Source organism: Polaromonas sp. P4_F4, assembly GCF_056401355.1.
Genome location: NZ_JBFUJO010000018.1, coordinates 1 through 26,249, shown reverse-complemented (window position 1 = coordinate 26,249; position 26,249 = coordinate 1). Strand labels below are relative to the sequence as shown.

25 protein-coding genes are annotated in these 26,249 nt (G+C 56.0%); 2 read left to right on the top strand and 23 right to left on the bottom strand.

Going from position 1 to position 26,249, the window contains the following annotated elements:
* The first annotated feature begins 122 nt into the window (after window positions 1-122).
* On the top strand, window positions 123-860 hold the full coding sequence (locus AC1DUR_RS18000; protein ID WP_477718370.1) for a FadR/GntR family transcriptional regulator: 738 nt from the start codon (window positions 123-125) through the stop codon (window positions 858-860).
* A 54-nt stretch (window positions 861-914) separates the two neighbouring features.
* Entirely contained in the window at window positions 915-2,126 is a 1,212-nt protein-coding gene (gene manD / locus AC1DUR_RS17995) for a D-mannonate dehydratase ManD (protein ID WP_477721864.1), read from the top strand.
* A gap of 359 nt (window positions 2,127-2,485) precedes the next feature.
* Here manD and slmA read toward each other — a convergent pair whose 3' ends face one another.
* From slmA to AC1DUR_RS17880, 23 genes are all read right to left on the bottom strand, one after another.
* Window positions 2,486-3,136 carry a nucleoid occlusion factor SlmA gene (slmA, locus tag AC1DUR_RS17990; protein ID WP_477721863.1) on the bottom strand — a complete coding sequence of 217 codons (651 nt, stop codon included), beginning with the start codon at window positions 3,134-3,136 and terminating at the stop codon, window positions 2,486-2,488.
* Between the two features lie 108 nt (window positions 3,137-3,244).
* Entirely contained in the window at window positions 3,245-4,750 is a 1,506-nt protein-coding gene (locus AC1DUR_RS17985; RefSeq protein WP_477721935.1) for an ATP-binding protein, read from the bottom strand.
* Window positions 4,751-4,896: 146 nt separating this feature from the next.
* Window positions 4,897-5,589 (bottom strand): response regulator, encoded by a 693-nt coding sequence (locus AC1DUR_RS17980; RefSeq protein WP_477721862.1) that lies wholly within the window; start codon window positions 5,587-5,589, stop codon window positions 4,897-4,899.
* 95 nt (window positions 5,590-5,684) lie between these two features.
* Window positions 5,685-6,602: an acetylglutamate kinase gene (gene argB, locus AC1DUR_RS17975; protein WP_477718374.1), complete on the bottom strand. Its 918-nt coding sequence runs from the start codon at window positions 6,600-6,602 to the stop codon at window positions 5,685-5,687.
* Window positions 6,603-6,680: 78 nt separating this feature from the next.
* Entirely contained in the window at window positions 6,681-8,624 is a 1,944-nt protein-coding gene (locus AC1DUR_RS17970) for a polysaccharide biosynthesis protein (RefSeq protein WP_477721861.1), read from the bottom strand.
* Window positions 8,625-8,642: 18 nt separating this feature from the next.
* Window positions 8,643-8,996: an H-NS histone family protein gene (locus AC1DUR_RS17965; RefSeq protein ID WP_477721860.1), complete on the bottom strand. Its 354-nt coding sequence runs from the start codon at window positions 8,994-8,996 to the stop codon at window positions 8,643-8,645.
* A gap of 88 nt (window positions 8,997-9,084) precedes the next feature.
* Window positions 9,085-9,654, bottom strand: a complete 570-nt coding sequence (locus AC1DUR_RS17960; protein WP_477721859.1) for a sugar transferase — start codon at window positions 9,652-9,654, stop codon at window positions 9,085-9,087.
* Window positions 9,655-9,662: 8 nt separating this feature from the next.
* Window positions 9,663-10,652, bottom strand: a complete 990-nt coding sequence (locus AC1DUR_RS17955; RefSeq protein WP_477721858.1) for a UDP-glucose 4-epimerase family protein — start codon at window positions 10,650-10,652, stop codon at window positions 9,663-9,665.
* 28 nt (window positions 10,653-10,680) lie between these two features.
* Complete coding sequence (gene wecB / locus AC1DUR_RS17950) at window positions 10,681-11,805, bottom strand: non-hydrolyzing UDP-N-acetylglucosamine 2-epimerase (protein ID WP_477721857.1); 1,125 nt, start codon at window positions 11,803-11,805, stop codon at window positions 10,681-10,683.
* Window positions 11,798-12,811 carry a polysaccharide biosynthesis protein gene (locus AC1DUR_RS17945; protein WP_477721856.1) on the bottom strand — a complete coding sequence of 338 codons (1,014 nt, stop codon included), beginning with the start codon at window positions 12,809-12,811 and terminating at the stop codon, window positions 11,798-11,800. Before AC1DUR_RS17945 ends, wecB begins: the two co-directional genes overlap by 8 nt.
* A gap of 17 nt (window positions 12,812-12,828) precedes the next feature.
* Window positions 12,829-13,614: a 2OG-Fe(II) oxygenase gene (locus AC1DUR_RS17940; protein ID WP_477721855.1), complete on the bottom strand. Its 786-nt coding sequence runs from the start codon at window positions 13,612-13,614 to the stop codon at window positions 12,829-12,831.
* Between the two features lie 37 nt (window positions 13,615-13,651).
* Window positions 13,652-14,506, bottom strand: coding sequence for a dTDP-4-dehydrorhamnose reductase family protein (locus AC1DUR_RS17935; RefSeq protein WP_477721854.1), 855 nt, complete (start codon window positions 14,504-14,506; stop codon window positions 13,652-13,654).
* Between the two features lie 52 nt (window positions 14,507-14,558).
* Window positions 14,559-15,776 carry a glycosyltransferase family 4 protein gene (locus tag AC1DUR_RS17930; RefSeq protein ID WP_477721853.1) on the bottom strand — a complete coding sequence of 406 codons (1,218 nt, stop codon included), beginning with the start codon at window positions 15,774-15,776 and terminating at the stop codon, window positions 14,559-14,561.
* A 10-nt stretch (window positions 15,777-15,786) separates the two neighbouring features.
* Entirely contained in the window at window positions 15,787-16,992 is a 1,206-nt protein-coding gene (locus AC1DUR_RS17925) for a glycosyltransferase (RefSeq protein WP_477721852.1), read from the bottom strand.
* A 41-nt stretch (window positions 16,993-17,033) separates the two neighbouring features.
* On the bottom strand, window positions 17,034-17,882 hold the full coding sequence (locus AC1DUR_RS17920) for a glycosyltransferase family 2 protein (RefSeq protein WP_477718385.1): 849 nt from the start codon (window positions 17,880-17,882) through the stop codon (window positions 17,034-17,036).
* A 367-nt stretch (window positions 17,883-18,249) separates the two neighbouring features.
* Complete coding sequence (locus tag AC1DUR_RS17915) at window positions 18,250-19,470, bottom strand: glycosyltransferase (protein WP_477718386.1); 1,221 nt, start codon at window positions 19,468-19,470, stop codon at window positions 18,250-18,252.
* Window positions 19,471-19,482: 12 nt separating this feature from the next.
* Window positions 19,483-20,118 carry a NeuD/PglB/VioB family sugar acetyltransferase gene (locus AC1DUR_RS17910; protein WP_477718387.1) on the bottom strand — a complete coding sequence of 212 codons (636 nt, stop codon included), beginning with the start codon at window positions 20,116-20,118 and terminating at the stop codon, window positions 19,483-19,485.
* Window positions 20,115-21,224 (bottom strand): DegT/DnrJ/EryC1/StrS family aminotransferase, encoded by a 1,110-nt coding sequence (locus AC1DUR_RS17905; protein WP_477718388.1) that lies wholly within the window; start codon window positions 21,222-21,224, stop codon window positions 20,115-20,117. The genes AC1DUR_RS17910 and AC1DUR_RS17905 overlap by 4 nt, the downstream gene beginning before the upstream one ends.
* On the bottom strand, window positions 21,221-22,456 hold the full coding sequence (locus AC1DUR_RS17900) for a glycosyltransferase (protein ID WP_477718389.1): 1,236 nt from the start codon (window positions 22,454-22,456) through the stop codon (window positions 21,221-21,223). Before AC1DUR_RS17900 ends, AC1DUR_RS17905 begins: the two co-directional genes overlap by 4 nt.
* Window positions 22,453-23,406, bottom strand: coding sequence for a methyltransferase domain-containing protein (locus AC1DUR_RS17895; protein ID WP_477718390.1), 954 nt, complete (start codon window positions 23,404-23,406; stop codon window positions 22,453-22,455). Before AC1DUR_RS17895 ends, AC1DUR_RS17900 begins: the two co-directional genes overlap by 4 nt.
* A 50-nt stretch (window positions 23,407-23,456) precedes the next feature.
* Complete coding sequence (locus AC1DUR_RS17890) at window positions 23,457-24,848, bottom strand: lipopolysaccharide biosynthesis protein (RefSeq protein WP_477721851.1); 1,392 nt, start codon at window positions 24,846-24,848, stop codon at window positions 23,457-23,459.
* Window positions 24,849-24,896: 48 nt separating this feature from the next.
* Window positions 24,897-25,475, bottom strand: coding sequence for a GDP-mannose 4,6-dehydratase (locus AC1DUR_RS17885; RefSeq protein WP_477721850.1), 579 nt, complete (start codon window positions 25,473-25,475; stop codon window positions 24,897-24,899).
* Window positions 25,472-26,249 (bottom strand): GDP-L-fucose synthase family protein (locus AC1DUR_RS17880; RefSeq protein WP_477721849.1); only part of this gene is annotated, 778 nt, incomplete at its 5' end. The genes AC1DUR_RS17885 and AC1DUR_RS17880, both read right to left, overlap by 4 nt.

Sequence of the window (26,249 nt, the reverse complement as noted above, 5' to 3'; positions counted from 1 at the left end):
AAACCCGGCGACACGCCGATGAAACGCCGTGTTGAATGGTCAGGGTTGGCAGTCTCTGGCTTAATTGGTAAACCATCTTCAGTTCTTGTGCCTGACAGGCCCGTCCTGCTGGCAACCCTCTTATGAACCTCCAACTCATTCCCGCTACCGCAGCAAAACTTCACCCTGAAGAGACCGACGTCGAGCGGCCCTACCTGCGGCTGGCCGCGCAGATTCTGGCGCTGCTGGCGCAAAAAGGCGTCAAGGCGGGCGACCGCCTGCCGTCGGAACGGGCTTTGGCCGAGCAGTTCGAGGTCAGTCGCACCTCGGTGCGCGAAGCCATCATTGCGCTGGAACTGCAGGGAGCCGTCGAGGTCAGGGGCGGCTCCGGCGCCTATGTGATCCAGACCCCGGCGACGGCGACACAAACCCCGGTCTTCATGCCAGAAGCCGGACCGGGGCCGTTTGAGCTGTTGCGCGCACGCTGCCTGATCGAATCTGAAATCGCCTCTGTGGCTGCGGAGACGCGCAAGGACGCCGATCTGGACCGCATCTTCGAGGCCCTGGCCGATATGCGCCTGCACATGGACGACAAGGTGGCCAACGAAGCCGCCGACCGCCGGTTTCATCTGTATATCGCGGAGTCCACCGGCAACAGCGTTTTGCTGCAGATGGTGACCGCGATGTGGGACCATGCCAAAGGCCCCGTGTGGGCCAAGATTGACCAGCACTTTCACAGCCCCGCCCTGCGCGTGTCGTCGCAGGAAGACCATCAGCGCGTCTTCGATGCGCTGATGGCGCGAGACCCCGTAGCGGCACGCGCCGCCATGCGCGCCCACCTGGAGCGCGTGATCAAGGAATTCGCCCAGGCCTGGCGCTAAACAGCGGCCCCGGTCCCCCGCCCCGTCCATTCACTGAAACCCCCAGCACGCATCATGAAAATCACCAACGCCCGCGTCATCGTCTGCAGCCCCGGCCGTAACTTCGTCACGCTCAAGATAGAAACCGATGAGGGCCTCACCGGCATCGGCGACGCCACGCTCAATGGCCGCGAGCTGGCGGTGGCAAGCTACCTCACCGACCATGTGATTCCCTGCCTGATCGGGCGTGATGCGCACCAGATCGAAGACATCTGGCAATACCTCTACAAGGGTGCCTACTGGCGGCGCGGGCCGGTGACCATGAGCGCCATCGCCGCAGTCGATACGGCGCTGTGGGACATCAAGGCCAAGGCCGCGAACCTGCCGCTGTACCAGTTGCTGGGCGGGCGCAGCCGCACCGGGGTGATGGTCTACGGCCACGCCAACGGCAAGGATATCGAACAAACCGTCGATGAAGTCCTGCGCTACAAGGAAATGGGCTACCAGGCCATCCGCGCACAGAGCGGTGTGCCGGGGCTGGACAAGGTCTACGGCGTCGGAAAAGGCACGCTGTTCTATGAACCCGCAGACGCTGACCTGCCCGGCGAGCACGACTGGAGTTCGGAGAAATACCTGCTGCACACGCCCAAGCTGTTCGACGCGGTGCGCCAGGCCGTTGGTCCCGACATTCACCTGCTGCACGACGTGCACCACCGACTCACGCCCATCGAAGCGGCGCGGCTGGGCAAATCACTGGAGCCCTATCACCTGTTCTGGATCGAGGACGCCACGCCGGCGGAGAACCAGGAAGCGTTCAAACTGATACGCCAGCACACCACCACGCCGCTGGCGGTGGGCGAGATCTTCAATTCGCTGTGGGACTGCAAGGACCTGATCCAGAACCAGCTGATCGATTACATCCGTGCCACCGTGGTGCATGCCGGCGGCATCACGCACCTGCGGCGCATCGCCGACTTTGCCGCGATGTACCAGGTGCGCACCGGCTGCCACGGCGCGACGGACCTGTCACCGGTGTGCATGGGCACGGCCCTGCACTTTGACACCTGGGTGCCGAACTTCGGCGTGCAGGAGTACATGCGCCACACTGAGGCGACCGATGAAGTGTTTCCGCATGCCTACAGCTTCAAGAACGGCTTCATGGACTGCGGCGAAGCCGTCGGTCACGGCGTGGAGATCGACGAGAAGCTGGCCGCCAAATACCCCTACCAGCGCGCCTACCTGCCGGTGAACCGCCTGCAGCATGACGGTACGTTGTGGAACTGGTGAACAAGCTCACCCCTGCTGACGCTCACTGCGTGTAGCGTCCCCTCCAGAAAAAAATCACCCCTATCGGACGCGCACTTCGTGTCGCGCCTTTTCCCCTTCCAGGGGACGGCGCCTGCGGCCGGGCAAAGCCCGTTCCGCGGCCCCCACTGGCTTCCCTGTGGACTGGCCCCCATACGGTTCAATCAAGGACCCGTGAAGCTCCCTCCCCTTTTGGGGGWGGGTTGGGGTGGGGGCCAGCGGCGACCAGGTGAGCACGGCGGCTCGATGCCCACGCCGTGAGCCCCCATCCCGGCCTTCCCCCAGCGGGGGAAGGAGATGATCGGCACTGCACGCGGTGTGCTAACTGAACCGCATTGGGCCTAGCCCAACAACGTCGCCAGGCTGGCTTCCAGGTGCTCGGAAGGGAGCCGCTTGAAGCCGGAGCGGGCAAAGCGCTGCAGGCGCCCCACCATGAAGGCCACGATCACCGAGGCACGCACCTGGGCATCGACCGTGGGCGTGGCGGCGCCGTTGGCGGCCGCTGCGTCGCGCAGGCTTTGCTTGAGGCTGGACTCGAGCTTGTCAAAAAACTGGTTCATGCGCTCTTGCAGCCGGTCGTTTTCAAACACCAGTGCATCGCCCACCATCACGCGCGTCATGCCCGGATTCTTTTCAGCAAACTGCAGCACCATCACCACGAGTTTGCGGGTGCGCGCCGCGTGGTCTGTCTCGCGCTCGCCGATCTGGTTGACCAGCGTGAAGACGCTTTGCTCAATGAATTCGATCAGCCCTTCAAACATCTGCGCCTTGCTGGCGAAATGCCGGTACAGGGCCGCTTCGCTCACCTCCAGCCTGGCCGCCAGCGCCGACGTCGTGATGCGTTCTGCACCCGGCTGCTCCAGCATGGTCGCCAGTGCCTGAAGAATCTGGACCCGTCGCTCACCCGGCTTGGGGCGCTTGCGCACGGCGGACTCGACAGAAGCTGGCGTGGCGTTCGGGCTCAGTTCGGGTTCAGACGCTAAGTCGGACATAAGTGGCGGTATGAAGAATGTTTCAAAAAACCGGGGATCGTTGCAATTGATTCTCGCACAGCCTGACGACAGCCCTGGCTGAACCCAAGAGGCCAAACACGCGAAAGACTAAAGACGCAGGCGCACACGCAAGCCGCGTGGGCCTTGCGCAACATTGTCCGCATCTTCGCCATCGCCTGCATCTCCACCATGGCCTGTGCTGGCATAGTCAAGCTCCAGCTGTGAGTGGTGCACACGGGCAATCTCATCGGCAATCGCCAGCCCGAGGCCGTTGCCCTCGCCGGCCGTGCCCCGCACCCGATAAAAGCGCTGCAAGGCCCTGGTGCGCTCCTCGGGCGCAATGCCGGGCCCGTCGTCTTCCACTTCCAGAAAAACGCCCCAGCGCCGATGCGCGCCGTCGGCCTTGGCATCAGCATCGGCCAGGTACGGCGGGCGGGTGTCAGGGGCGTGATCACCCGGAGCGGGAAGAGGGCCACAGCGAATCGTGACCGTGCCGCCGGGTGGGGTGTATTTGACGGCGTTGTCCACCAGATTGCCCAGCAGTTCCCGCAGCAGCCACTCGTAGCCGTTCACTTGCGCAGACCGGGCGTCCAGCCCCAGGTCGATGCCCTTGCCGGTAGCGGCATCCAGGTGCAGGGGCAAAATCGCCTCGCACAGGTCTTTGAGGTCCACCCGCTGCGTAGGCTGGGCGGCCATGGCCGAGGCGTCAGCGCGCGACAGCGCCAGCAACTGGTTGGCCAGTTGCGAGGTACGCCTTGTGGCGCTGCGCAGCTTGATGATTTTGTCGGCAGACAGCAGGATGGCGCCGTCCGCCCCTTTGGCCCGCGCGGCCTGCGCCCACGCCTCGACTTGGGCCTGCAGCCCCGCCAACGGAGTACGCAACTGGTGCGCAGCGTCGGCGACAAAGCGACGCTGTCCGTCGGCCTGGTCATTGACGAGGCCAAACAGGCGATTCAGGGCGCTCACCAGCGGCCGCACTTCGGCCGGCGTGGTGAGCGGGTCAATGGCACTCAGATCCCGCGGGCTGCGGCGTTCCACGGCTTCCTTCAGGTCTATCAGCGGCTTGAGCGCGCGCGTGACGGCCCAGTTGACGGCAAACCCCGCCGCCACCACCAGAATGAAATTGGGCAACAGCACCTTGAGCAGGATGGAGCGCACCCACTGCTGGCGCGGGTCCGAGCCGTCGGCCAGCTGCACGATCAGCTCGCCGGCCACGGTGTTCACGCGCTGCACCGCAATGCGGTAAGTCACGCCGCCGTCCTCCATGCTATGGAACTCGGGCTCGTGGGTCGCGGGCAGAATGTCGGCAATCCAGGGCTCACCCGCCAGAAACCCACCCTTGGCATCTGAAATGCGAAAGCCCGCGGAACCCGCGAGGCCCTTGATGAAGTCTTCGACCGCCGGGGCGAGCAGCAGCACCGGCGCGCTGTCCGGTGTGACGCCGGGCGCCACCACCGAATCGACCAGCAGGGGAATCAGCCGCAGCAGTTGCTGGTCTTTTTGCAAGGCCACATTGCCGGCGGTCTGGTAGTCAAAGTAAATACTCACCAGTGCAAAAATGCCGAGCGGAACGAGCAGCAGCAGCAGCAACCTGCGCTGCAGGCCCGACTTCATGGCGGCAGGCATCAGCCGGCTGTTGACGACATGGAAAGCGCTGGCGTGAAGGCGGCTCTTCAGGCCAGTATTCAGACCACTACTCAGGCGGCGTACCAAGTCGCTGAACCGGGCAAACCAGGCACGGCCGGGGGAGTTCATGGGCGCTACTCCACACCGGCACCTGGCGAAACCTCGCGCAACTCCAGGCGGTAGCCAAAACCCCGGATGGAGCGCACGGCAATGCCATGCGGCTCCAGCTTGCCGCGCAGGCGCGAGATGTAGACCTCAATGGCGTTGGGCGTGATCTCCTTGTCCCAGCCAGTCAGGGCCTGCAGCAGTTTGTCCTTGCTGGCCGGTTTGGGCGCATTGATCAGCAGGTACTCCATCACGGTCCATTCACGCGGGCCCAACTCGATCAGCTGGCCGTTGGCGTGGGCCTGGCGGTTGGCCGTGTCCAGCTCCAGCGCACCAAAGCTCAGGGTGGCGCTGGTGGCAGCCTGCGAGCGGCGCAGCAAGGCGCGCAGGCGCGCCAGCAGCTCGGGCAGTTCAAAGGGCTTGACCATGTAGTCGTCAGCGCCGATGTCCAGTCCCTGCACGCGATCCTGCAGCGCATCGCGCGCCGTCAGGATAAGCACCGGCATGGCCAGGCCGCTACGCCTCAGGCGCCGCGTGAGTTCCAGCCCGTCGAGCTGTGGCAAGCCGATGTCAATGATGGCGGCATCGAAGGTTTCGCCCTGCAACACCTCTTCGGCGCGCTCGGCGCTGCCGACCCAGTCGACCGCATACCCGGCGTCGCTGAGCCCCAGCTTGATGCCGCTGGCCAGCATCACATCGTCTTCAACCAGCAGCAGCCTCATGACAATGCCCACTTGAGCGCCGCCGGGCCGCCCCAAGGCGCGAGGGCCCCCTCGGGGGGCAGCGCAGCACACGAAGTGGCAAGCGTGGGGGCCATTTAATGCGACCTGATCATGGTCCCGTAGGCCTGGTCGGTCAAAATTTCCAGCAGCATGGCATGCGGAACCCGGCCGTCAATGATGTGGACCGAATTGACACCGCTCTTGGCGGCATCCAGCGCACCCTCGATTTTGGGCAGCATGCCGCCCGAAATCGTGCCATCGGCAAAGAGGTCGTCAATCTCGCGCGCCGTCAGGTCGGTCAGCAACTCGCCTGCCTTGTTCAGCACGCCGGGCGTATTGGTCAGCAGCACCAGCTTTTCGGCCTTCAGCACGGTCGCCAGCTTGCCCGCCACCACGTCGGCATTGATGTTGTAGCTTTCATTGGCCTCGCCAAAGCCGATCGGGCTGATCACGGGAATGAAGGCGTCATCCTGCAGCGCCTTGACCACGCTGGGGTCGATGCTGACGATGTCGCCGACAAAGCCGATGTCATGCTCCTTGGCCGGGTCGTCCTTGTCCACCATCTTGAGCTTTTGCGCCCGGATCAGGCCGCCATCGCGCCCTGTCAGGCCGACCGCCTTGCCACCGGCCTGGTTGATCAGGCCGACGATGTCCTGCTGCACCTGGCCGGCCAGCACCCACTCCACGACCTCCATGGTTTCCTCGTCGGTCACCCGCATGCCCTGAATGAAATGGCCCTTCTTGCCCAGGCGGTTCAGCGCCGCCTCGATCTGCGGGCCGCCGCCATGCACCACCACCGGGTTCATGCCCACCAGCTTGAGCAGCACCACATCCTCGGCAAAGTCGGCCTGCAGCGCCGGGTCGGTCATGGCGTTGCCGCCGTATTTGATGACCATGGTCTTGCCATGGAACTTGCGGATATAGGGCAGCGCCTGGGCCAGGATTTCAGCCTTGTCGCGCGGGCCTACATGGGACAGATCGGGATCGTCAGCGGTTACGGTGGGTTGGGTCATGGCAGTTGTTCAGGAAAAGTCAATACGCAAATTGTGCCGCATGCGCGTGCCGGACCCGAAATACCCGTGCCGGACCCCTCAGGACGCGCCCGGCTTGGGGCTGTAACCTTGCACATGCCGTGCCAGCAGGTCGTTGATGGCGGCCAGGTCATCCCGCTGCACCGCCGCACCCAGCGCCGTCAATTCGGCCGACAGCTGCGGCCACGGTGCCAGGGATTCATGCGCTTTCATGATGCGGGGATGCGCGGTTGCTTGCGGGTTGTTCCCGATCAGCAATTCCTCGTACAGCTTTTCGCCGGGGCGCAAGCCGGTGACTTCAATGTCGATGTCACCGTCCGGCGATTCGGCGTCGCGCACCGTCAGGCCCGACAGCTCAACCATGCGGCGCGCCAGATCCAGTATCTTGACCGGCGCGCCCATGTCGAGCACGAACACGTCGCCGCCGCTGGCCATGGCGCCGGCCTGCAGCACCAGCTGGGCGGCTTCCGGAATGGTCATGAAGTAGCGGGTGACTTCGGCATGCGTGACCGTCAGCGGCCCGCCTTCCGCGATTTGCYGGCGAAACAGCGGCACCACGCTACCGCTTGAATCCAGCACGTTGCCGAAACGCACCATGGTGAAACAGGTCTGGTTGACCACCCCGCGTTGCGGCGCTTCATTGCTGCCACCGCTGCCACAAAACGCCGGTGCCGCCTCGGCGGCCAGCGCCTGCAGCACCAGTTCCGCCATGCGCTTGCTGGCCCCCATCACGTTGGTGGGCCTGACGGCCTTGTCGGTAGACACGAGCACAAAGCGGCTGGCACCCTGCTCCATCGCGGCCCGGGCCATGTTGAAGGTGCCGAACACATTGTTCGCAATGCCCTCACTGGCGTTGCTTTCCACGAGAGGCACATGCTTGTAAGCCGCGGCGTGATACACCGTGACCGGCCGGTAACGCTGGCAGACCGCCGCCATGCGCGGGTAATTGGCGACACTGCCCAACAGCGGCACCAGCTCGATCCTGAGGCCCTGAACCGAACACAGGGCCAGCAACTCCTGGTGGATGCTGTACAAACCAAACTCGTTGTGGTCCAGCAGCAGCAACTGGCGAGGTTGCTGCTGCGCTATTTGCCGGCACAGCTCGCTGCCTATGCTGCCGCCCGCCCCCGTGACCAGCACCACCTTGCCCGCCAGGTCGCGCGCCAGCAATTCGGCGTTGGGAGGCACCGGGTCCCGCCCCAGCAGGTCTTCCACATCCAGCTCACGGAAATCACGCACGGTGACACGGCCACTGGCCAGATCGGCCAGGCCCGGCAGCGACCGGACGTGAACCGGCAACTCGCTCAAACTGTCAATAATCGCATTGCGGCGCTCCCGGGACGCACTGGGCAGGGCCAGCAGGATGTCGGTCACGCCCTGGTAAAGCACCAGGCCCGAGACCTGCGCCGGCGAAAAAACAGCCACCCCATTGATATCGCGCCCGACTTTTCCCGGGTCGTCGTCCACGAAACCCAACAGCACATACTGCCCCGAGTCCTCGATCGCCGATGCCGTCTGCACGCCTGCTGTACCAGCACCAAATATCAGCAAGCGCCCTTCGGCTTTTCGATGCTCATGGCCCAGGCCCGCCAGCCAGAACCGGGCCGTGGCTCGGCTGAAACCCACCAGCAACAAAAATATCAAGGGCTGCAACACACCCAGGCTGCGCGGCATGTCCGCATCCGACACATTCAGCCATTGCAACCACATCAAGGCAGCCAGCAGCAGTAGGCCATACACCGCAACGGCCTGCGTGGTTGCCACCAATGCCGCCCTTCCGGTGTACCTGAAAATGGCGCGGTAAAGTCCAAACTTGATGAAGACGGGCAGGGCCAGCACGGGGCAGAGTACATAGACCCACCACTGCGCACCGGTAGGCTGATGAAGCTCATCGAGGCGCAGCGTAAAGGCCAGCCAGGTGGCAACCAGCGCCAGCAGCACATCCAGCCCGGCCACCACCAGCCGCTTGACGGCGCGCGGCCACGCCAGGATTGTTTGCTGCATGTGACTTGTTGCGCCGGATCAGTCCTTGATGGCGAAATCTTCCTTGGTCCGGCCCTCTGTTAGCAATGTGGCAAGCCAGCGCGGCGTCAAGCCCCGGCCACTCCAGGTCTGGCCCTCGGGGCCACGGTATTTGGCGGCAACGGCGATTCCCGGTTTCTTGGCAGCGCCTTTGCCGGCTGGTTTTTTCTGGGGCACGGCCTTGGCTTTACGGCCACGCCCCTTGCCGGGCTGCAGATCCTTCAGGGTGATGCCGAAAGCCTGCATTTTGGCGAGGATTTCCTGAACGGTTTTATCAAACTCCCGGACTTTGATGTCGTTGGCTTGTTTTTGAAGTTTTTCAATTTGGGTTTGAATATCGATCAGACTGCTCATGGTTGGATGCTCCTTGTTAAATCACTGCCGATGTAATTAAATCACACGAATCACTTGTACTGAAAGGCACCGTAAAAATCAATCCCGATTAATGAGTAACGCCTTCCCGCCGGATCACCCTCGCCACGGTCAGGAAGATTATTTTCAAATCAAACCAGAAAGACCGGCGCTGCAAATACTCAACATCCAGCTGCACCTTTTGCGGGACAGGCAGTTCATCCCTTCCATTAATTTGCGCCCAACCCGTCAGGCCAGGCGGAATTTCATGAACGCCATATTGTGTGCGCAGCGAAATCAGGTCACTTTGATTGAACAATGCCGGACGGGGCCCGACAAAACTCATGTCCCCCTTGAGAATGCTCCACAACTGGGGTAATTCATCCAGGCTGCTTGTTCTCAGGAAACTCCCCACCGGCGTGAGATAAGCCGCGGCATCTTCCAACAAATGCGTGGCTACAGCCGGTGTATCGACCCGCATGCTGCGGAACTTGGGCATTCGGAAAATCCGGTTGCGCTGACCGACACGGTCAGACCAATACAGCACCGGGCCACGAGATGTGAGCTTGACGATCAAGGCCACCATCAAAACCGGTAGCAACAGGACTGCCGCCAGTATCAAGGCCAAAAGAAAATCAAACCATCGTTTGCTCACATCCACCTCACGCCTTAACCACGCCATGGCGCCACGGTCTGGCGCAAACCTTCATCCACACTGAACGGAGGGATCCACCCCAACAATGCACGATTTTTGGCAGTATCCACCTGCAAATTACTGCAAAGACGCTGCGCCACATGCCGTTTGCCCATCAATGCTGCGCCCGCTTCCAGCACGGACACCGGCACCGGAATCAGGCGAGCTGGTTTGTTCATGGCCCGTGCAATGTAACGAACCAGGTCCGTCGTCGACAAATCCTCGGCATCGCTGACCAGGAAAGTCTGGTTGGCGGCGGCCGAATGATCCGCACAGGTCATGATGAAATCCAGCAAATTATCCAGACCCACAAGACTTCGCCGATTGTTAATGGCGCCCAGCGGCAATGGGATCCCCCGTGCGACTGCCTTGATCAGACTGAGAAAATTGGCACGTACCCCGGGGCCATACACCAGGGGTGGGCGGACAATAACAAGCTCCAGCCCGGTCTCGGCGGCAATCTGGCGCAAACCCGCTTCTGCTTCGTGTTTGCTGACGGCGTAAGCATCCTGGGGATCGGGTGAATCATCCGCAAAGAAAGCCTGCCCTGGCTGGGTTGATTCGCCATTGACCTTGATCGAACTTAAAAAAACAAATCGTTTGACGCCGGCCTTCGCGGCTTGCCGCGCCAAATTCAGCGTGCCCTCTACGTTGACCCGACGGAATTCAGTCAAGCCATCGGCAGCCGTTTCATGCATGACATGCACGCGGGCGGCAGTATGAATCGCAACATCCACCCGATCCAGCGCCTGGGTCCAATCAGTTTTTTCATGAATACCCCCTACAGGGACCCTACTGATGCAAGAACCCGCAATGGATGCTTGGCCAGGCGGCTGATCAGCCAGCCCGCCGTCCGACCCCATTATCCGGGTCGCAGCCACGACCTCGCGCCCTGGCTCCAGCGCCAAACGTCGCAGCAAGCCAGACCCCACGAAACCTGTAGCGCCAGTAATCAGCAGCCGCATCAGACCGGGAAAATGCAGACGAAGGAAATCAAACCTTCCTCCAGACGCGTTGATTGACAAACTCGGTGTAGCTCAAAATGATTCGCAACACCTTGTCAGACACATTAAGGGACTGATAGTCATGAACCATACCAAGCAAACGCTGGGCGCCACGCGGCTGTGTTTCCAGAAGAGACAAGCCGTTCATCACGCGATCTGCATCCAGCCCCACAAACATAACCGCTGCCTCTTCAAAACCCTCGGGCCTTTCATGCACTTCACGCAGATTCAGGGCCGGAAAATTCAGTATGGATGATTCTTCAGTGATCGTTCCACTGTCAGACAACACGGCGTGGGCGTCCATTTGAAGTTTGACGTAATCCAGAAATCCAAATGGCTTGCTAAAGACGATATGGGGATGGGTACTCATGCCCAGCGATGCCATGCGATTTCGGGTGCGCGGATGCGTGGACATGATGATTGGCTCGTCATACCGCTCGGCCAGCGCATTGAGCATGGACAGCAGGCGCGTCAAATTTTCCGGCGCATCTACATTCTCTTCCCGGTGCGCGCTCACCAGAAAATATTCACGCTCAACAAGACCAAGACGTTGCAGCACATCCGAGGCGTCAATCCCTGAGCGATAGTGATCAATCACTTCACGCATCGGGCTGCCTGTCTTGATGATTTGATCGGGAGGCAAGCCTTCCCGCAACAGGTATTCCCGGGCGATCTCACTGTAGGTCAAATTAATATCCGCCGTGTGATCGACAATCCGCCGGTTGATTTCCTCCGGCACTCTGAAGTCAAAGCAACGATTGCCAGCCTCCATGTGGAAAATGGGCACCTTGCGTCGCTTGGCGGCAATGGCAGCAAGGCAGCTATTGGTGTCTCCCAACAATAAAAGCGCGTCCGGTTTGTATGTATCCAGCGCCTGGTCTGCCGAAGCAATCACCTGACCGATGGTTTCGGCCGCCGTCGATCGGGCCGCCGCCAGAAAGCAGTCCGGTTTACGGATTTTCAGATCCGTAAAAAAAACTTCATTCAGCTCGTAATCGTAGTTTTGGCCACTGTGTACCAAAACATGCTCGCAGTGCTGATCCAGTTTTTCGATCACACGAGACAAACGGATAATCTCCGGCCGCGTGCCAACGATCGTCATGACCTTAAGCATGGGCGAGCGCCTCACGTACCACGTCGAGCCTCATCAGGGTCTCCTTGACTTCTTCGACGCTCAAACGTCGCGTGCTGTGCGACGTGTAATCTTCGAACCTGGAAACTTCGGTTTCACCTTCAACAAAATACTTGTTGTAGTTAAGGTCACGTGAATCGGCCGGGATACGGTAGTAGCCGCCCAGGTCTTCTGCACGCGCCATTTCCTCCCGCGACACCAGAGATTCGTAGAGTTTTTCGCCATGCCGGGTGCCGATGATCTTGATTTCACTGGAACTGCCCGTGAGCTCCCTGAGCGCCTGCGCAAGATCACCCACGGTAGACGCCGGCGCCTTTTGCACAAAAATATCGCCTGGCCTTGCGTGCTCAAAAGCATACAAAACCAGATCGACAGACTCCTCCAGCGACATCAGAAAGCGTGTCATGTTCGGGTCGGTCAGGGTCAACGGCTTGCCCTGCCGGAGCTGATCGAGAAACAGGGGAATCACCGACCCCCGCGAGGCCATCACATTGCCATAGCGGGTCGCCGAGAGCACCGTGCCATTTGCATCCGAGAGACGCGACTTGGCGACCATCACCTTTTCCATCATGGCCTTGGAGATGCCCATGGCGTTGATGGGGTACACCGCCTTGTCCGTACTCAGCACCACACAGCGCTTGATGCCATGCTCTATAGCAGCACGCATGACATTTTCGGCCCCCATCACGTTGGTGCGCATGGCCTCCATCGGGTAAAACTCGCAGGAAGGCACCTGCTTGAGCGCGGCCGCATGAAATACATAGTCAACACCTCGCAGCGCGTCGTGCACGCTGTCGTATTGCCTGACATCGCCAATGTAAAACTTCACCCGGTCACTTTTCAGTGACAGACGCATGTCTTCCTGTTTTTTTTCATCGCGACTGAAAATGCGTATCTCGGCAACATCGGACGCCAAAAACCGCTGCAATACGGCGTTACCGAACGAGCCAGTGCCCCCTGTAATCAATAGTGTTTTGTTTTTGAACATTTTTACCAACCGTGAAACTATTTGAAGTGACGGGTCTTGTTGCCACGCTTATCCATTAAAGCGCGTTTGACCCATAAAGCACTATGGGGGCTATCCACAGCCACATGATGCGCCGGTCGAGATTCTTTGGTGTAGTAATAAAGAATCAGGGAGCGGCGTGGAACACCTTCCGGGAAAGTCAAGGGATCTGGCAGACCGTGAAAACTGAAGTCATGAGAATCAAAAATAACCAGCCTGTTAAACAGGGGCGCTACCTTTTTCAGGCATGTTGTGCCGGTTTTATCGTAGAGGCCAAACTCCCCTCCCCACTGGACCTGCCAGTCCGGGTTGAAGTAAACAATCGCATTGAGCCGCCGGTTCAAACCAGTGGCGTCATGATAATTTCCGTCAACATGAACGTCCAGCAGGCCATCACGCAGGGTGACGTTCAGTCCGCCGCCCGAGAAATAGGGGTCCGCCACCAGCTTCGCAATGCCAATTCGTTCTGACATCGCCTGGAGAAAACAGGAGGAGTTGAGAATGCGGACTGCATCCACAATGCCCTCTGGAATATCAAACTCGGAAGTCCATGTCGTACGAAACTTCACCTCGATATCTTTGTCGTTGGCATGCTCCCACGAACTGTCGCTGAGAGGCGGAAAATTCGCCAGGCAGGCATCAGCCATTCGCTGATCAATAAAATTGTCCAGCACGATGTGCCGATAGGGCTCAGCGAAATATTCCACTCCCTCTTTGGCCTGCTCTATTTTCCTGGCGCATGCCATCGCCATTGTTTTCAGGTCTGACTGGGTAAATTGGGCCATGTGATTTTCAGATTGTCTGATTGTCTGGTTGAGTGAATTATCCAAAGGCATGCATGCTACGCACGAGCTCCGGCCAGGCGGGAGGCATATAACCCGTCCTGGCCCGAAAGCGGGTGGAGTCCAGTGACCGGTCAATGACCAACTCATCGTCGGGTGTGATGTCAACTGTTTTCCCGTATGCTTTTGCTACCAGCATGAGTAAATCATGCTTGCTGATGGGATCAGCAGAAAGATGATACATACCGCGAAGCGCCTCATCAGGGATGATATGGTCGCAGATGACCCGCGCGATTTCCACCGTCGGCAGACCCGAATAAATCGCCCGGGTGAAGCCATGCACGGGACCTGTTTGTGCCAGAAACCAGCTGATCAGGCTGCGGGAACCGTTCAACTCATGCCCAATAATGGAAGTTCGCAGGGTTACGGCATTGGGGTAGTCGACCTCGCCCAAGAGCTTGCTGCGGCCATACAAATCGGTAGCGTCGGAATCATCATTTTCGGTGTACATGCCCGTCTTTCCCGAAAACACACAGTCGGTACTGATATGCACCAGCCGTGCACCCGCCAGTTCACATAAATGCACGAGGCGATGTGGCAAAAGCGAATTGAGCGGTATGGCCATTAATGGGTCGTCAGCCGCTGCAAGCTGCTTGACGACACCAATACAGTTGATCACCACATCGGGCCTGGCTGTCACCATGGCACGAACCAGGCTGTCAGGCTGCTCCACATCCACACCCGCGATGAGGAAAGGCCTGAGCACCTCAGGAAGCAAGTTGATTGCCTGTGGGGACCTGACCGTGCCTTGCACCACATAGTCAGGCTTGCCGGCGAAAAACTTCAATAGGGCACTGCCCAGCATGCCTGAGGCCCCGAGAACGAGAATTTTCATGCGCTTGATCTATTCATGGTGATGACCCTCTTGAGGTTTTACCCCAGCCCGCCTACCGACGCGACACCCCGCCAAGCAACTCTACCAATCGCCGGGCCAAGACGGTTGGCTCAAAATTCTGTGCATAAAACCGCCGGCCGGAATCCCCCATCTGCTGCAACGCTGCTGGTGGCAAGGCGCGCAGCGTCAGCACGGCTTCAGCCAGCGCCTGAGCATCCTCGGCAGCGCAGGCCACACCGGCGCCCGCATCCAGAACCACGCGCGCGCCCTCGCCATCGATGGCCGCAATGACAGGGCGTCCGACAGCCAGGTAGGCCTGCAGTTTTGCAGGTATTGTCAGGCTCATCGTGGGATCCCGTACCAAGCTTACCAACAATGCCGAAGCCTGCTGCAAGATGGCCGGCATGGCCTCCGAAGGGAACCGGCCGGGCAGATGAACGTTATGCAGCCGGCGCTGGGTCACTTGTTCTTGCAGCCATGTGGTGCGGCTGCCGCTGCCAATCAGCACCAAACGGATGTCAGGATGAGTCGCCAGGATTTCGGCAGCATCCAGCAAGGTCTCCAGCGCCTGCACTGTGCCCAGATTACCGGCGAACACCACGTTAAAGCCCGGGTCGAGCTGCAGGGCTGGCTTGTCACCCGGTTGTGCTTTGCGCTCAAAAGCGAGCTCACCGGGATTCGGGTAATAGACAACAGGCGTCGTATCTGCCATGGCCTGTACGGGTTCAATAAAAGCCCGGGATTGAACCAGCAGCAAATCATTGCGGCGGTAAATCCAGCGCACCACCACCGCAACCGCCCGAAGCAAGCGCTTGTTGCGCACAAAACCCGTAACTTCCAGACTCTCCGGCCAAAGGTCCTGCACCCAGGTGACCAAACTTGCGCCCTTGATCAGCTTGAACCAGACACCCGCAATCGCCTGCAAGATGGGTGACGGTGCATACACAAACACCATGTCAAATTTCTGCTTGCTCAGCAGCCAGGGCCCGATGGTGCACGCCGATGCGATGAACGAGAGATAGTTCAGAACAAGGCGCAGGGAGTTCCCCCTTCCCCTTGCAACCAGGGGCACCCGGTAAATCGCATAGCCATCATGCATTTCTTTGCCCGCCCCAGTAGCGCTGTAGCCAGGAAAGATGACACCGTTGGGGTAGTTGGGTTGCCCCGTCAGCACAGTGACGGCGCATCCCGTCTCCTGCAATGAATGCACAACTTCCGTGATGCGGAAGGTTTCCGGCCAGAAATACTGGGTAATGACCAGAATTTTCATCGGCACGCCATCACGGTCCGGACACATTGACAGCGTCTGGCATGGGCCGGGACCGATTCAACAACCATTCACTCACCTCCAAAGCCGTGGAACCGATCCGGGTCCAGGAGTATTTATCAAGCACGAGCTGGCGTCCCCGCTTGCCCATGAGTCCTAGTTCAACAGGGTCACACTCGATCGCAGCACGCAACGCGCCAGCCACACCCGCAACGCCCGGCGTCACCCACCAGCCACAACGCTGCTCCAGCAATTCCTGCCATGGCGCCCCCGTCGTGGTGATCACCGGCAACTCGTTGGCCAAGGCCTCGGCAATGGCAAGACCGAAGTTTTCGGAATACGTGGGCAACACAAAAATGTCAGCACTATCGAAGCAAGCCTGTTTTTGCACGCCCGTCACAAACCCGACAAATTCAAAATCAGACTCCAGCTCTCTCGCCCGGATCAAGGCCTCTACCTTAGCGCGGTACCCACCCTCATCGCCTCCGGCAATAACAATCCGCCACCCGGGTCGCCGCACCAGCGCCCAGGCTTCAACCAAATCCAGCAACCCTTTGATGGGATGAACACGGGATAGGAAAAGGATTGTCTTGACCTCCTCATGCGCATCACGAAGAAAGGGCTGCTCCACATCGACACCATTGGGAATTACAGCGATGGGTTGACGTAAACCCAGTCGTCGAATGCTTTCCAGTTCCTGCCTCGCTGTCGCGACAAACAAGGAGGCCGAGCGCAAAATCGCGCCCTGGTAGGTCTTCAAGGCAAGCCACTTCTTGTAGTATTTATACCCAAGCGCCCAAGGCTCCAGGCACCCATGTGGCGAGACAACAAGGGGAATACCTCTCTTGCGCGCAACCATTGCCGCAACGGCCAGGAGCGGTGACCACATGCCATGGAGATGTATCAGGTCAATATTCTTTGCTTCTGAAAGTTTTCGTATGAAGTCATATTGAAAAAACAACGGCAGCAGATTGCGCCTTGCCACGCCATCCTGCAATTCAAACCTTCCGGCACCAAGCAACCCGGTGTTTGGAGAAGCAGGAATATGTTTGGCCAACAGGGTAACGACCCCTCCTGCCCGTGCAATAGATTCAGCATATCGCAACGCCGCCAGCCCTTCCCCTCCTGAAGTCACAGTGACATCGGCGACTATATGAAGTTGGTTTTTATGTTTCACGCCTGATAAAAAATCAGGAACGTTCCCTGGCAAATCAGTCAATGCTTACCCCAACAGCTACGAACGACTTAAGGCGCATAAGCTCAGGTCTTGGTCCAATAAGACGGCAAACCCCTGAGGCGTCGACTCAAGTCAGTAAACTTGCGGGCCCATTGCTCACCAAGCACGCTCCACAGCGCAGCCCGAATGTAAACCCTGGCCACGGCCATTAACCACGTCCATCCAGGCAGCCGTTGACCGTGCTTTCGTTGTGCTCGCCTTATTTCGCGCATGGCGATGAGATTATTGGCAGGATTACTGCTAATGCCTCCCTGACGCATCCCTGTTGTGATCAAGTCGGGAATAAACATGGCATCAGCCATTTTTAATTCTCGCAGCAATAACTCGTAATCACCAGCGATTCGGTACGTTTCATCAAATGCCCCCCGCTCTTCAAACAGGCTACGCCGGTGCATCACTCCCTGGTGCGGAATACACATGACATTTCCGAATCGTCGCTTTATTTTTCGCCAGGATTCACCCACTGGATATATTGCTTTTCCTGCAGCGCTGAGCAACATCACCTGACCATAAGCCACACGGATACTGGGTGGAAGCTTTTGCAGTTGCTCACTCATCTGAGCTAAGACGCGCTCATTCCAAAAAAAATCATCTGCACCCAGGAAGCAAATCCAGTCACCCCGTGCTTGAGTCAGCGCCTTATTCCAGGCGTTATATATGCCACGGTCAGGCTCTGAAATCCAATAAGCGATATTTTCCTGGTTGGCCGTCAGCAAATCCACCGTCCCATCTGTGGAACCACCATCAATAACAATCAGTTCAGTATTTTTATATGTTTGCTGCGTGACACTGTCAAGGCACTGCTGCAGCGTTTCACTTCCGTTGTATACGGCGATGATCGTGCTGATCAGTGGAGGATTTTCGGTGCTCATTATGGTCGCCACTGCAAAGTTAATTTCTCAAAATCCAATCCGTACCAGCTCAAGACGGCGTAGCGGTTCAGCAGCACTCAGAAAATCTAGTAATACGAAATTTATTCCGCCAGGGCTGACTGGGCAGAAAAAGTCCTGCGCGCAATTTGGCATCAGCGGCGCAGTATCACCAGAAAATCCACGCGAGTGGGCTTTCGAGATACTGTGGACGGCTGATAGGACTGATTTCACGTAGTTTTTTAGAAATATTGACGTAATTCAGGCTAGGAAGCAGTGGCTGGGTTTTGAGGTCACGGATTCAGGTTGAAAACTTGATACGCATATTTAAAGCGGGCATAAGGTAAATTACGCAGACTCAACCTGTTTCTCAACAGCTTCCAGCACAAGTGCTAGCAATGTCGAACAAGCTTAAACCCAGCTTGCGTGCATAGTCACCGCTTTTCTGTGATAGCTCATCCATGTTCTGTCGAAGTGCTTTGCTCTGAATTTGCAGCTTAATCGCATTAGCTAGAGATTGCTCATCACCTGCTTTAAAGAATCTAACCGTCGAGTCATTAATTTCCAAATTGACCGGTATATCAGACAACACACTTGGAACCCCCAACGCTACCGAATCATATGCCGCACCACCGCCTGGCCCGCCTTCAAACAACGTTGGCTGCAGCATCAGATCGGCTCCATTAAGCAGGGCTAATTGCTCTAATTTATCAATATAACCTGTAAAAATAACTCGGTCTTTGATATTCAACGATGTAAGTAATGCTTGTAACTTTGAAAAATGACCCGGAAAACGGTAGTCTTCCATCGCGCCAGTACAAACTAGCCTATAACTAGATAGGGCATCATCCTGAATTGCTAGTGCAAAGGCTTTGAACGCAGTTTTATGGTCTTTATGAATCCAAAATTGGTTTGAAATAATGAAGTACTGCTCGCCAGTATCGTATTTTTTTCTAACTAAGGGGGTTTGCGCCAAGACAGACATGATATTTTCAGATCGCATCAGTGGTGAAAAAGGAAGTGCGGAGATATTTGCTTTTTTATCAGGGAAAAAAGTGTCAAGGTCGGTTACTACAGCTTGGGCATTAACTATGACGCAACTTGCGGTGCGCAGCATTTGTGCAAAGTCGCGGTCACGATTGGCAATTTCGTTTGAGCCAAAAAATTGAGGGTAATACCTATGCTGGCAGTCAAACAAATAGCCGGCCCACGGTGTACCGAACTTTCGCAATGGCGTCATACTGGGCAGCAACACATCCACCCTCAAACGTTGGCAAAGCTGACTCAAACTTTTCGATGTGCCGTCATAGCGCATGACAACTGGGCAAATTTTGGCGAACAGTGCTGGCGCCGTCCGCCAAGGAGTAAGGTTATGTGTTGTGCCCCACAAATGCCGAATCGCTTGGGACGGTTGAAAAGCTGCTCTTTTTACCCTGCCTGCCAGCTGGCGCAATTCCCTCTGTGCAGGTACAAAAACGGTGATCTTGGTCACCTTGTCGGGCACTGCGACCAAGCCAAAKAGCAGATTTTCAATAAATCCAACGCCCCCGCCCCAGCCGACAAACCCGTGTGCACTAACGCCGATATGCATGCCTGAACCTGCTCATTTGATTTTTTTGGCCGGTATGCCCACATAAGTACCGGGCTCTACAATGTCGCACACAACCACAGCACCAGCACCAATGATGGCATCGGCACAAATGTGGATGTTTTCAATGACCACCGCACCCATGCCTAAAAAGACGCGCTCGCCCAGGCTGACTTTGCCTGCCAGGTGCACGCCCGGCGAGAGGGTGCAAAAGTCTGCAATGCGCACGTCGTGGCTGATGCTGCAGCCCACATTAACGTGCACGTGGCAACCCAGGCCAAGCTGGCTAGTCAGTGTGCACCCCGGAAAAATAATACAACCCGCGCCTAGGCTGACTCTGCCTGACCTGCTATCAAATGTGACGGTTGGATGGATCAGTAGAGGCCACGCCGCCAGCGGTGAGTCAAATTTATGCCAGACTTTTTGGCGCAAACGGGGATTTCCCAGCGCAAGGAAGCCGTTAAAAGGTCCACCCCGTAGCAGCACTTGGGATTCGGTCAACACCGGCAGCCCAACATGCAGCGTTTGAGGGCAAGTGTCTGGCATCACAAAGCTGTCGGCACGCCAGGTTTGACCGGCGGGAGCTTCACACACTTGGGTGAGCCACTCAATCTCGGTGGCGTGTCCACTGGCACCAAAAATAAGATTCATGACTTTTGAGGCGAAAAGAAATCCTTGACTTTTCCGAGAATGAACTCTTGCCCTTCAACCGAAATATCCGGCGAACTGGGCAAGTTGATGCCACGCCAACCAATGTTTTCTGCCACAGGATGTCTTTGAAATCGCTGGGAATACATGGGCATGGTGTGTACCGGGTAAAACACGGGGCGGGTTTCAATGCCTGCGGTTTGAAGCACATCGCGCAAAGGGTCGCGCTGGTTGGCATCTGGCACAAGCATGGCAAACATCCAGAATGAATGCGTAACGCCAGGTGATTCTCTCAGGTAGTCCAGCCCTATCTGATCCAGATACCGCGCATAGTTCAGCGCAATAGCGCGCTTCTTTTGCAAAAATAACTGTGCCTGTTCCAACTGAGCCAAGCCAATGGCTGCACAGATATTAGTCATGCGGTAGTTATAGCCCACCACGTCGTGCCAATACTGACGGTGCTTAGCCAAGCCCTGGCCTTTGAAATGGACCACACGATCATGTAGGGTGTCGTCGTCCGTTGTGACCATACCGCCTTCGCCGGTAGTGATGGTCTTGTTGCCAAAAAAGCTGTAGGTGGCAATGTGGCCAAAGTTGCCAACGTGGCGCGTTCCAATGTAGCTGCCAAAGGCTTCGGCACAGTCTTCAATTAAAAACAGTCCGTGTTCGTCAGCCAGTGCTCGCAGGGCGGGCATGTCGCAGGGGTGTCCATACAAATGCACGGCCATTATGGCGCGGGTGCGGGGGGTGATTTTGGCGCGCACGTCGTCCACACTGACCTGCCAGGTTGACGCCACGCTGTCGGCAAAGACGGGCGTTGCGCCGGTGTAAACAATGGCGTTGACCGAGGCAATGTAGGTAAGGGTGGGCACAATGACTTCGTCACCCGCGCCGATACCCAGGGCAATGAGGGCCAAATGGATGGCAACAGTGCCGTTGCTGCAGGTGGCGGCATTGCGCGCCCCGGTGAAATGGCTGAAAGACTGTTCAAAGCGCTGTATGAATTCACCCTTGGACGAAATCCATGTGGAGTCAAGGCACTCGTTGACATATTTTTTTTCGTTGCCAGTTAGGCTGGGTTGGTAAATGGGGTATTTAATCATGTTCATTGCTTTATTACACTTTGAAAAATATTCAAATACGCCTCAGCGGTATTCCTCCATGTCAATCGACTCAAGGCATTACGCGAGTGTTCTGCATCTTCACGGGCGATCTCACCATGATCAAGAATGAAGGCGATTTTTTTCGCAATATCCTGAGGGCTACGTGGGTCGAATACTTGAGCTCGAACATCAAAAACGTCCAGATGTTCCAAAAAAGCAGGGATGTTTGACATTGCCACCGGCGTACCTCTGCCCCACCCGTCCAACCCTGGGCCATTGCCAGCTTCATAGAGCGACGGACTGACAACAACCAGTGCACATTGAACGAGTGCATCCATTTGAAAATTGGAAACGTACCCAAGCCCCTGAACATCCCCGCCATTTATGTCAAGTCGCACTCCAATCGTACTCGCATTACCCGATATAGCTTCGGTTCCAGCACCTGTAAGTACAAGCTGTATCTGGCGGCCTTGCTCCCGCAATATTGCCATCGCAGAAGTCAATGGCCCCAGATTCTTATGACTGCATAGGTGTGTGGGGTAGAGAATGTACTGATCATGAATGCCGAGTTGTGCTACCACCTTTTGAGCCTGCATTGGCTCGATCAAATCCACACTGCCCATCGGTGCCAAATGGACGACTTTAGTTTTATGAGCAGCTTCAGGATAAAAGAATGCCAATTCAGATGCCATGAAATTTGTCGATACCACAGGTGTTGTATTGGCCAGCCAAACAGGCATTTCAGCTTCCAACTGGGCACGTTGCTCAGCGGAAAAAACGAATGATCCACCAAAGTAATATTTGTAATTAAAGTCGTGAAAAATACCTACTGATGGACAATCCAACTTTGGAAATTCAAGCAAGAAGGGCCATGGGTAAAACGCAAGATCGAACCCCTCGACACAAGCGACAATTTCCTTAGAAACGTTACCAGACAATACAAAAGGTAGCCAACTTTGATTTGCAAGCCATCGATCTTGCAATAACTGAATTGCCCGCCGAACGTAACTCGATTTAATAACCGCGCCTTTGCTTAGCAACAGGGACTTCAGCGCACGCACCTGAATATTCAGTGCGGTAAATTCCTCGGCTGAGTTCTCTCGCTGTATGGCTGCGGGATTGCCAAAGTAAGTTATTTCAAGTTCTGGAGCCAGTTGCTTTAGAGCAGGCAGCAGCGCCCGCACGACCCGGCTACCCCCACCGTGATTACCAACATGATCGATAACGGCTATCTTCATCGCTTGACAAACTCAAAAGCGACAACGCCAAGACCAGGCATACTTTCAATGCGGTCAAAGTATTGATACTCCGAGGCCATTATCCACGACTCTCGCCAGAAAGGGTAGTCTGAGTCTGAAAGTTTACGCTCACGATCACGTACGAATGTTCCCTCAATTTTTTCTCCAAAAACCGCCATGCGCGCAGGTCGACCCACGACACCGAAAATATGATCCTCAACTAACTTTTGATCATAAAACCGCTGACCAAATACATAGCCATCACTCTGTGTTTGAAGCAGATGATACTCATTGAAATTAATAAATTCTTCGAATGCTGTAGCCGCACAAGGTACTGAGAGAAGCAATTGTCCGCCTGGCTTTACAAGTTTCCACATGGCTTGCAACGCGTTGATTGAGGCTTCGTCAGGTATGTGCTCTAGCACCGAGATGCAAGTTACCAAATCAAATGAATTGGGCGACTCTTTAAATTCACCAATGAGGTCACTACAAAACTCACATTTTTTGTCGATTCCAATAGCTTTAAACAAATTAACACTAGCAGCCAAATCTTTGGCATCCGGATTTAAAATAACTGTACGGTGCGTTTTACCACTGGCAATAACTCGCCAACAAAACATTCGCGGCGACGAAACATCTAAATAATCTCCGATTGCGTTTCGTTGTGAAATAGATTTCCAAAAAAAATCAAACTCAAAGTAGCGAAAGGTATCCATCGGTGAAGTGAACAATCTATAAACTTCACCCTTGGATAATCGCGACCCAATCCATCGCAATGCCGATAAAGCGATTGCCACGCGGAATTTAACACCTGGCCCATTCTTATACGCTGCACGAAGTAAATTAACCCATGAAAAAACAAGACCATACAATAAGGCAATTGGCTTTCGCCTTATATGAGTGGCATCCGCTTTAATATTCACGTAAATTTTTTTAAGGGTGTCTGGCATTGGATTTCAGAATTATTTGAATATAAATGCATAATTTTCAGGAGGAAAATTTATACGACAGCGATTTTTTTCTTCACTCGATGCATCAGCCAGAGTATTGGAATGCATGTTGATGCTGCCATAGCAAAAAAAACGCCTGGGACACCCCATGTTGGAATAAGGAAGTACATCAAAAATATCACGATGAGTGCGGATAAAAACACCATACCGATCTGTGACCAGATATCGTCCAGACTACTTAGAGTCTCGCTCAGTAGAGAACTGATAGAAACAAAAAACAATGATAAAACCACACAAGACCAACCCCAAAAGCCTATGGCATTTGCACTTCCAGCGCCAATCCAACCACGCATAATTGAGTCGCCAAAAAATATCAGCGCCAGTGAAAAAGGAACCAATGCAAGTATCCGCAAAATGAGACTTCGTTGAATGGCTTTTCTAACCCAACGAATATCAGTACGCTCGAAGGCATCACGAATGGCTGCATAGAACGGACTGCTGAGTGCCGCGGCAATAGAAAAAGCAAATAGATAAACGCGCAATATCATGTTGTAGTCCGCTACAACCGAAATGTTCGCCAACCTGGCAATCATGATATTGACAAGTTGATTCACCAGCAACGCACCACACTGAAATAAAAATAATGGCACGCTTGAGCTTGCCACCCGTGAGATTGCTTTTCTATTGATGCCTTGGCGTTGCAGTTTTAGCGCTGCATCTAAATTATAAATTAATAGCCACAACCCCAAATTGAATAACACTGGTGTAAAAACTGCGATCGCGACCAGTCCCAGTAAATTGGTGCCATATTGCACAGCCAACCACATTCCAAAAAAAGAAATAACCGACGACAATGCTTGCGATATGGATATGACGTAGCTGCGCTGATAGGCCATATAGACGCGGGTAACTAAAGACACAGGAATGCTAATGACAAATGCCAACCCCACCAAAAGGAAGGCATCGTCTGCCATTGCTACCAAATCTGGTTGAGTGAGGTTCAAAGCTTTTCCCCACGGTACCCAAAGATAAACAGCCCACAGCGGAAGCAGGCAAATCAATGCTATCAGTACTGTCGCCGCAAAGGCTGATGACAAGTATGCGCTTGCAGCTGCCGGGTCGTCGCGACCATGGGCCTCGGCTAAGGCATTAGTTAAACCATTGGAGATGCCAAAGTCAGCCAATTGCATCCAAACCACTAAAGAGCTAACTACCATCCAAAGCCCAAACTGCTCCTTACCAACATAATGAACAATCATGGGGACACTAGCCAATCCAACTAGCGCAGTAACAACCTTGGTCGCAATGGCAGTAGCGCCAGAAAACGCAATGAGTCGATAACGCGCCCTAGATCGCCGGGCAATCTCAGGTAAGCCGTGCGGTGATCTGCGCAGAATATTGACCGCGCGTTGGGTTATATCCCAAAGCTTATCGAATATCATTAATGAGCGCACCAGAACTGGCTTTTCTTAATGGTACGTGCAACACAACTAGTCCACACTTACGTTCACTAAATAACCATATTTTTTTAGCGGTGCGTGTTGCCTGGCTTCAGCCAGATCGCCTGCGACCATCTCGGTACACATTTCCTGGGCCATGATTTCAGGCACCCAGCCGAGTTTTTGTTTGGCTTTGGTGGGATCTCCGAACAAGGTTTTTACTTCAGTGGAGCGGAAATAACCGAGATCGATGCGGATTACCGGTTCGGGGGGCACTGGATTCCCGTCTTCGCGGGAATGACGGTTTGTCCAATAACCAACATCGTTGACGTCTTCGCCCCCCAGCGCAGCTGCATGCCCAGGGCGTTTGCGGTCTATTCGATGAACTGGCGCACGCGGTATTGCACACCCGCAGCAATCACAAAGTCTTCGGGTTGCTCCTGCTGCAACAGCATCCATTGCATGCGTACGTAATCCTTGGCGCTCCCAGTCGCGCAGCGCATCGATATTGCCCATGTACAGGCAATCTTCGAGGCCCTGACTGATATTGGGCAGACCGCGGATGATTTTGCGGGTGCCTGTTATCAGTGCGACTTTGGGTTGCGCCATGGGCGCCTTGGTATTGCTCATGCTTTGTTCTTCAGGAAGTCTTGATAGGCCACCGCCAGCCCCTCTTGCAACCCAATATGGGCCTGCCAGCCCAGACTGCGAAGACACGCGGAATCCATGAGCTTGCGAGGAGTGCCATCCAATTTCGTGGAATCAAAGACGATCTTGCCCTCGTAGCCGACCACCTTACCCACCGTGTGAGCCAACTCGGCGATCGTGACATCGCTGCCAGATCCCACATTCAGGTGGCTTTGCATGGGCTGGGTATGAGCGGCGTAAATGGCAGGGTCGAGATTCATGACATGCACACTGGCCATGGCCATATCGTCCACGTACAGGAACTCGCGCCTGGGCGTACCCGTACCCCAGATGGAAACTTCCGGTGCGTTTGCCATCTTGGCCTCATGAAAGCGGCGCAGCAGGCCCGGAATTACATGACTGTCTTCAGGGTGATAGCTGTCGCCCGGACCGTAAAGGTTGGTCGGCATGACGCTGCGGTAATCGCGTCCGTACTGCCGGTTATAGCTTTCGCACAATTTGATGCCGGCGATCTTGGCAATGGCATAGGGCTCATTGGTAGGCTCCAGCTTGCCGCTTAGCAAGGCATCCTCCGCCATGGGCTGCGGCGCCAGCTTGGGATAGATGCAGCTGGAACCCAGAAACAGCAGCTTCTGCACCCCGTGAGTATGGGCCGCGTGAATCACATTAGCCTGCACGATCAGGTTCTCGTAAATGAACTCTGCCGGATAAGTGTTGTTGGCATGAATGCCCCCTACCTTGGCGGCGGCCATATAG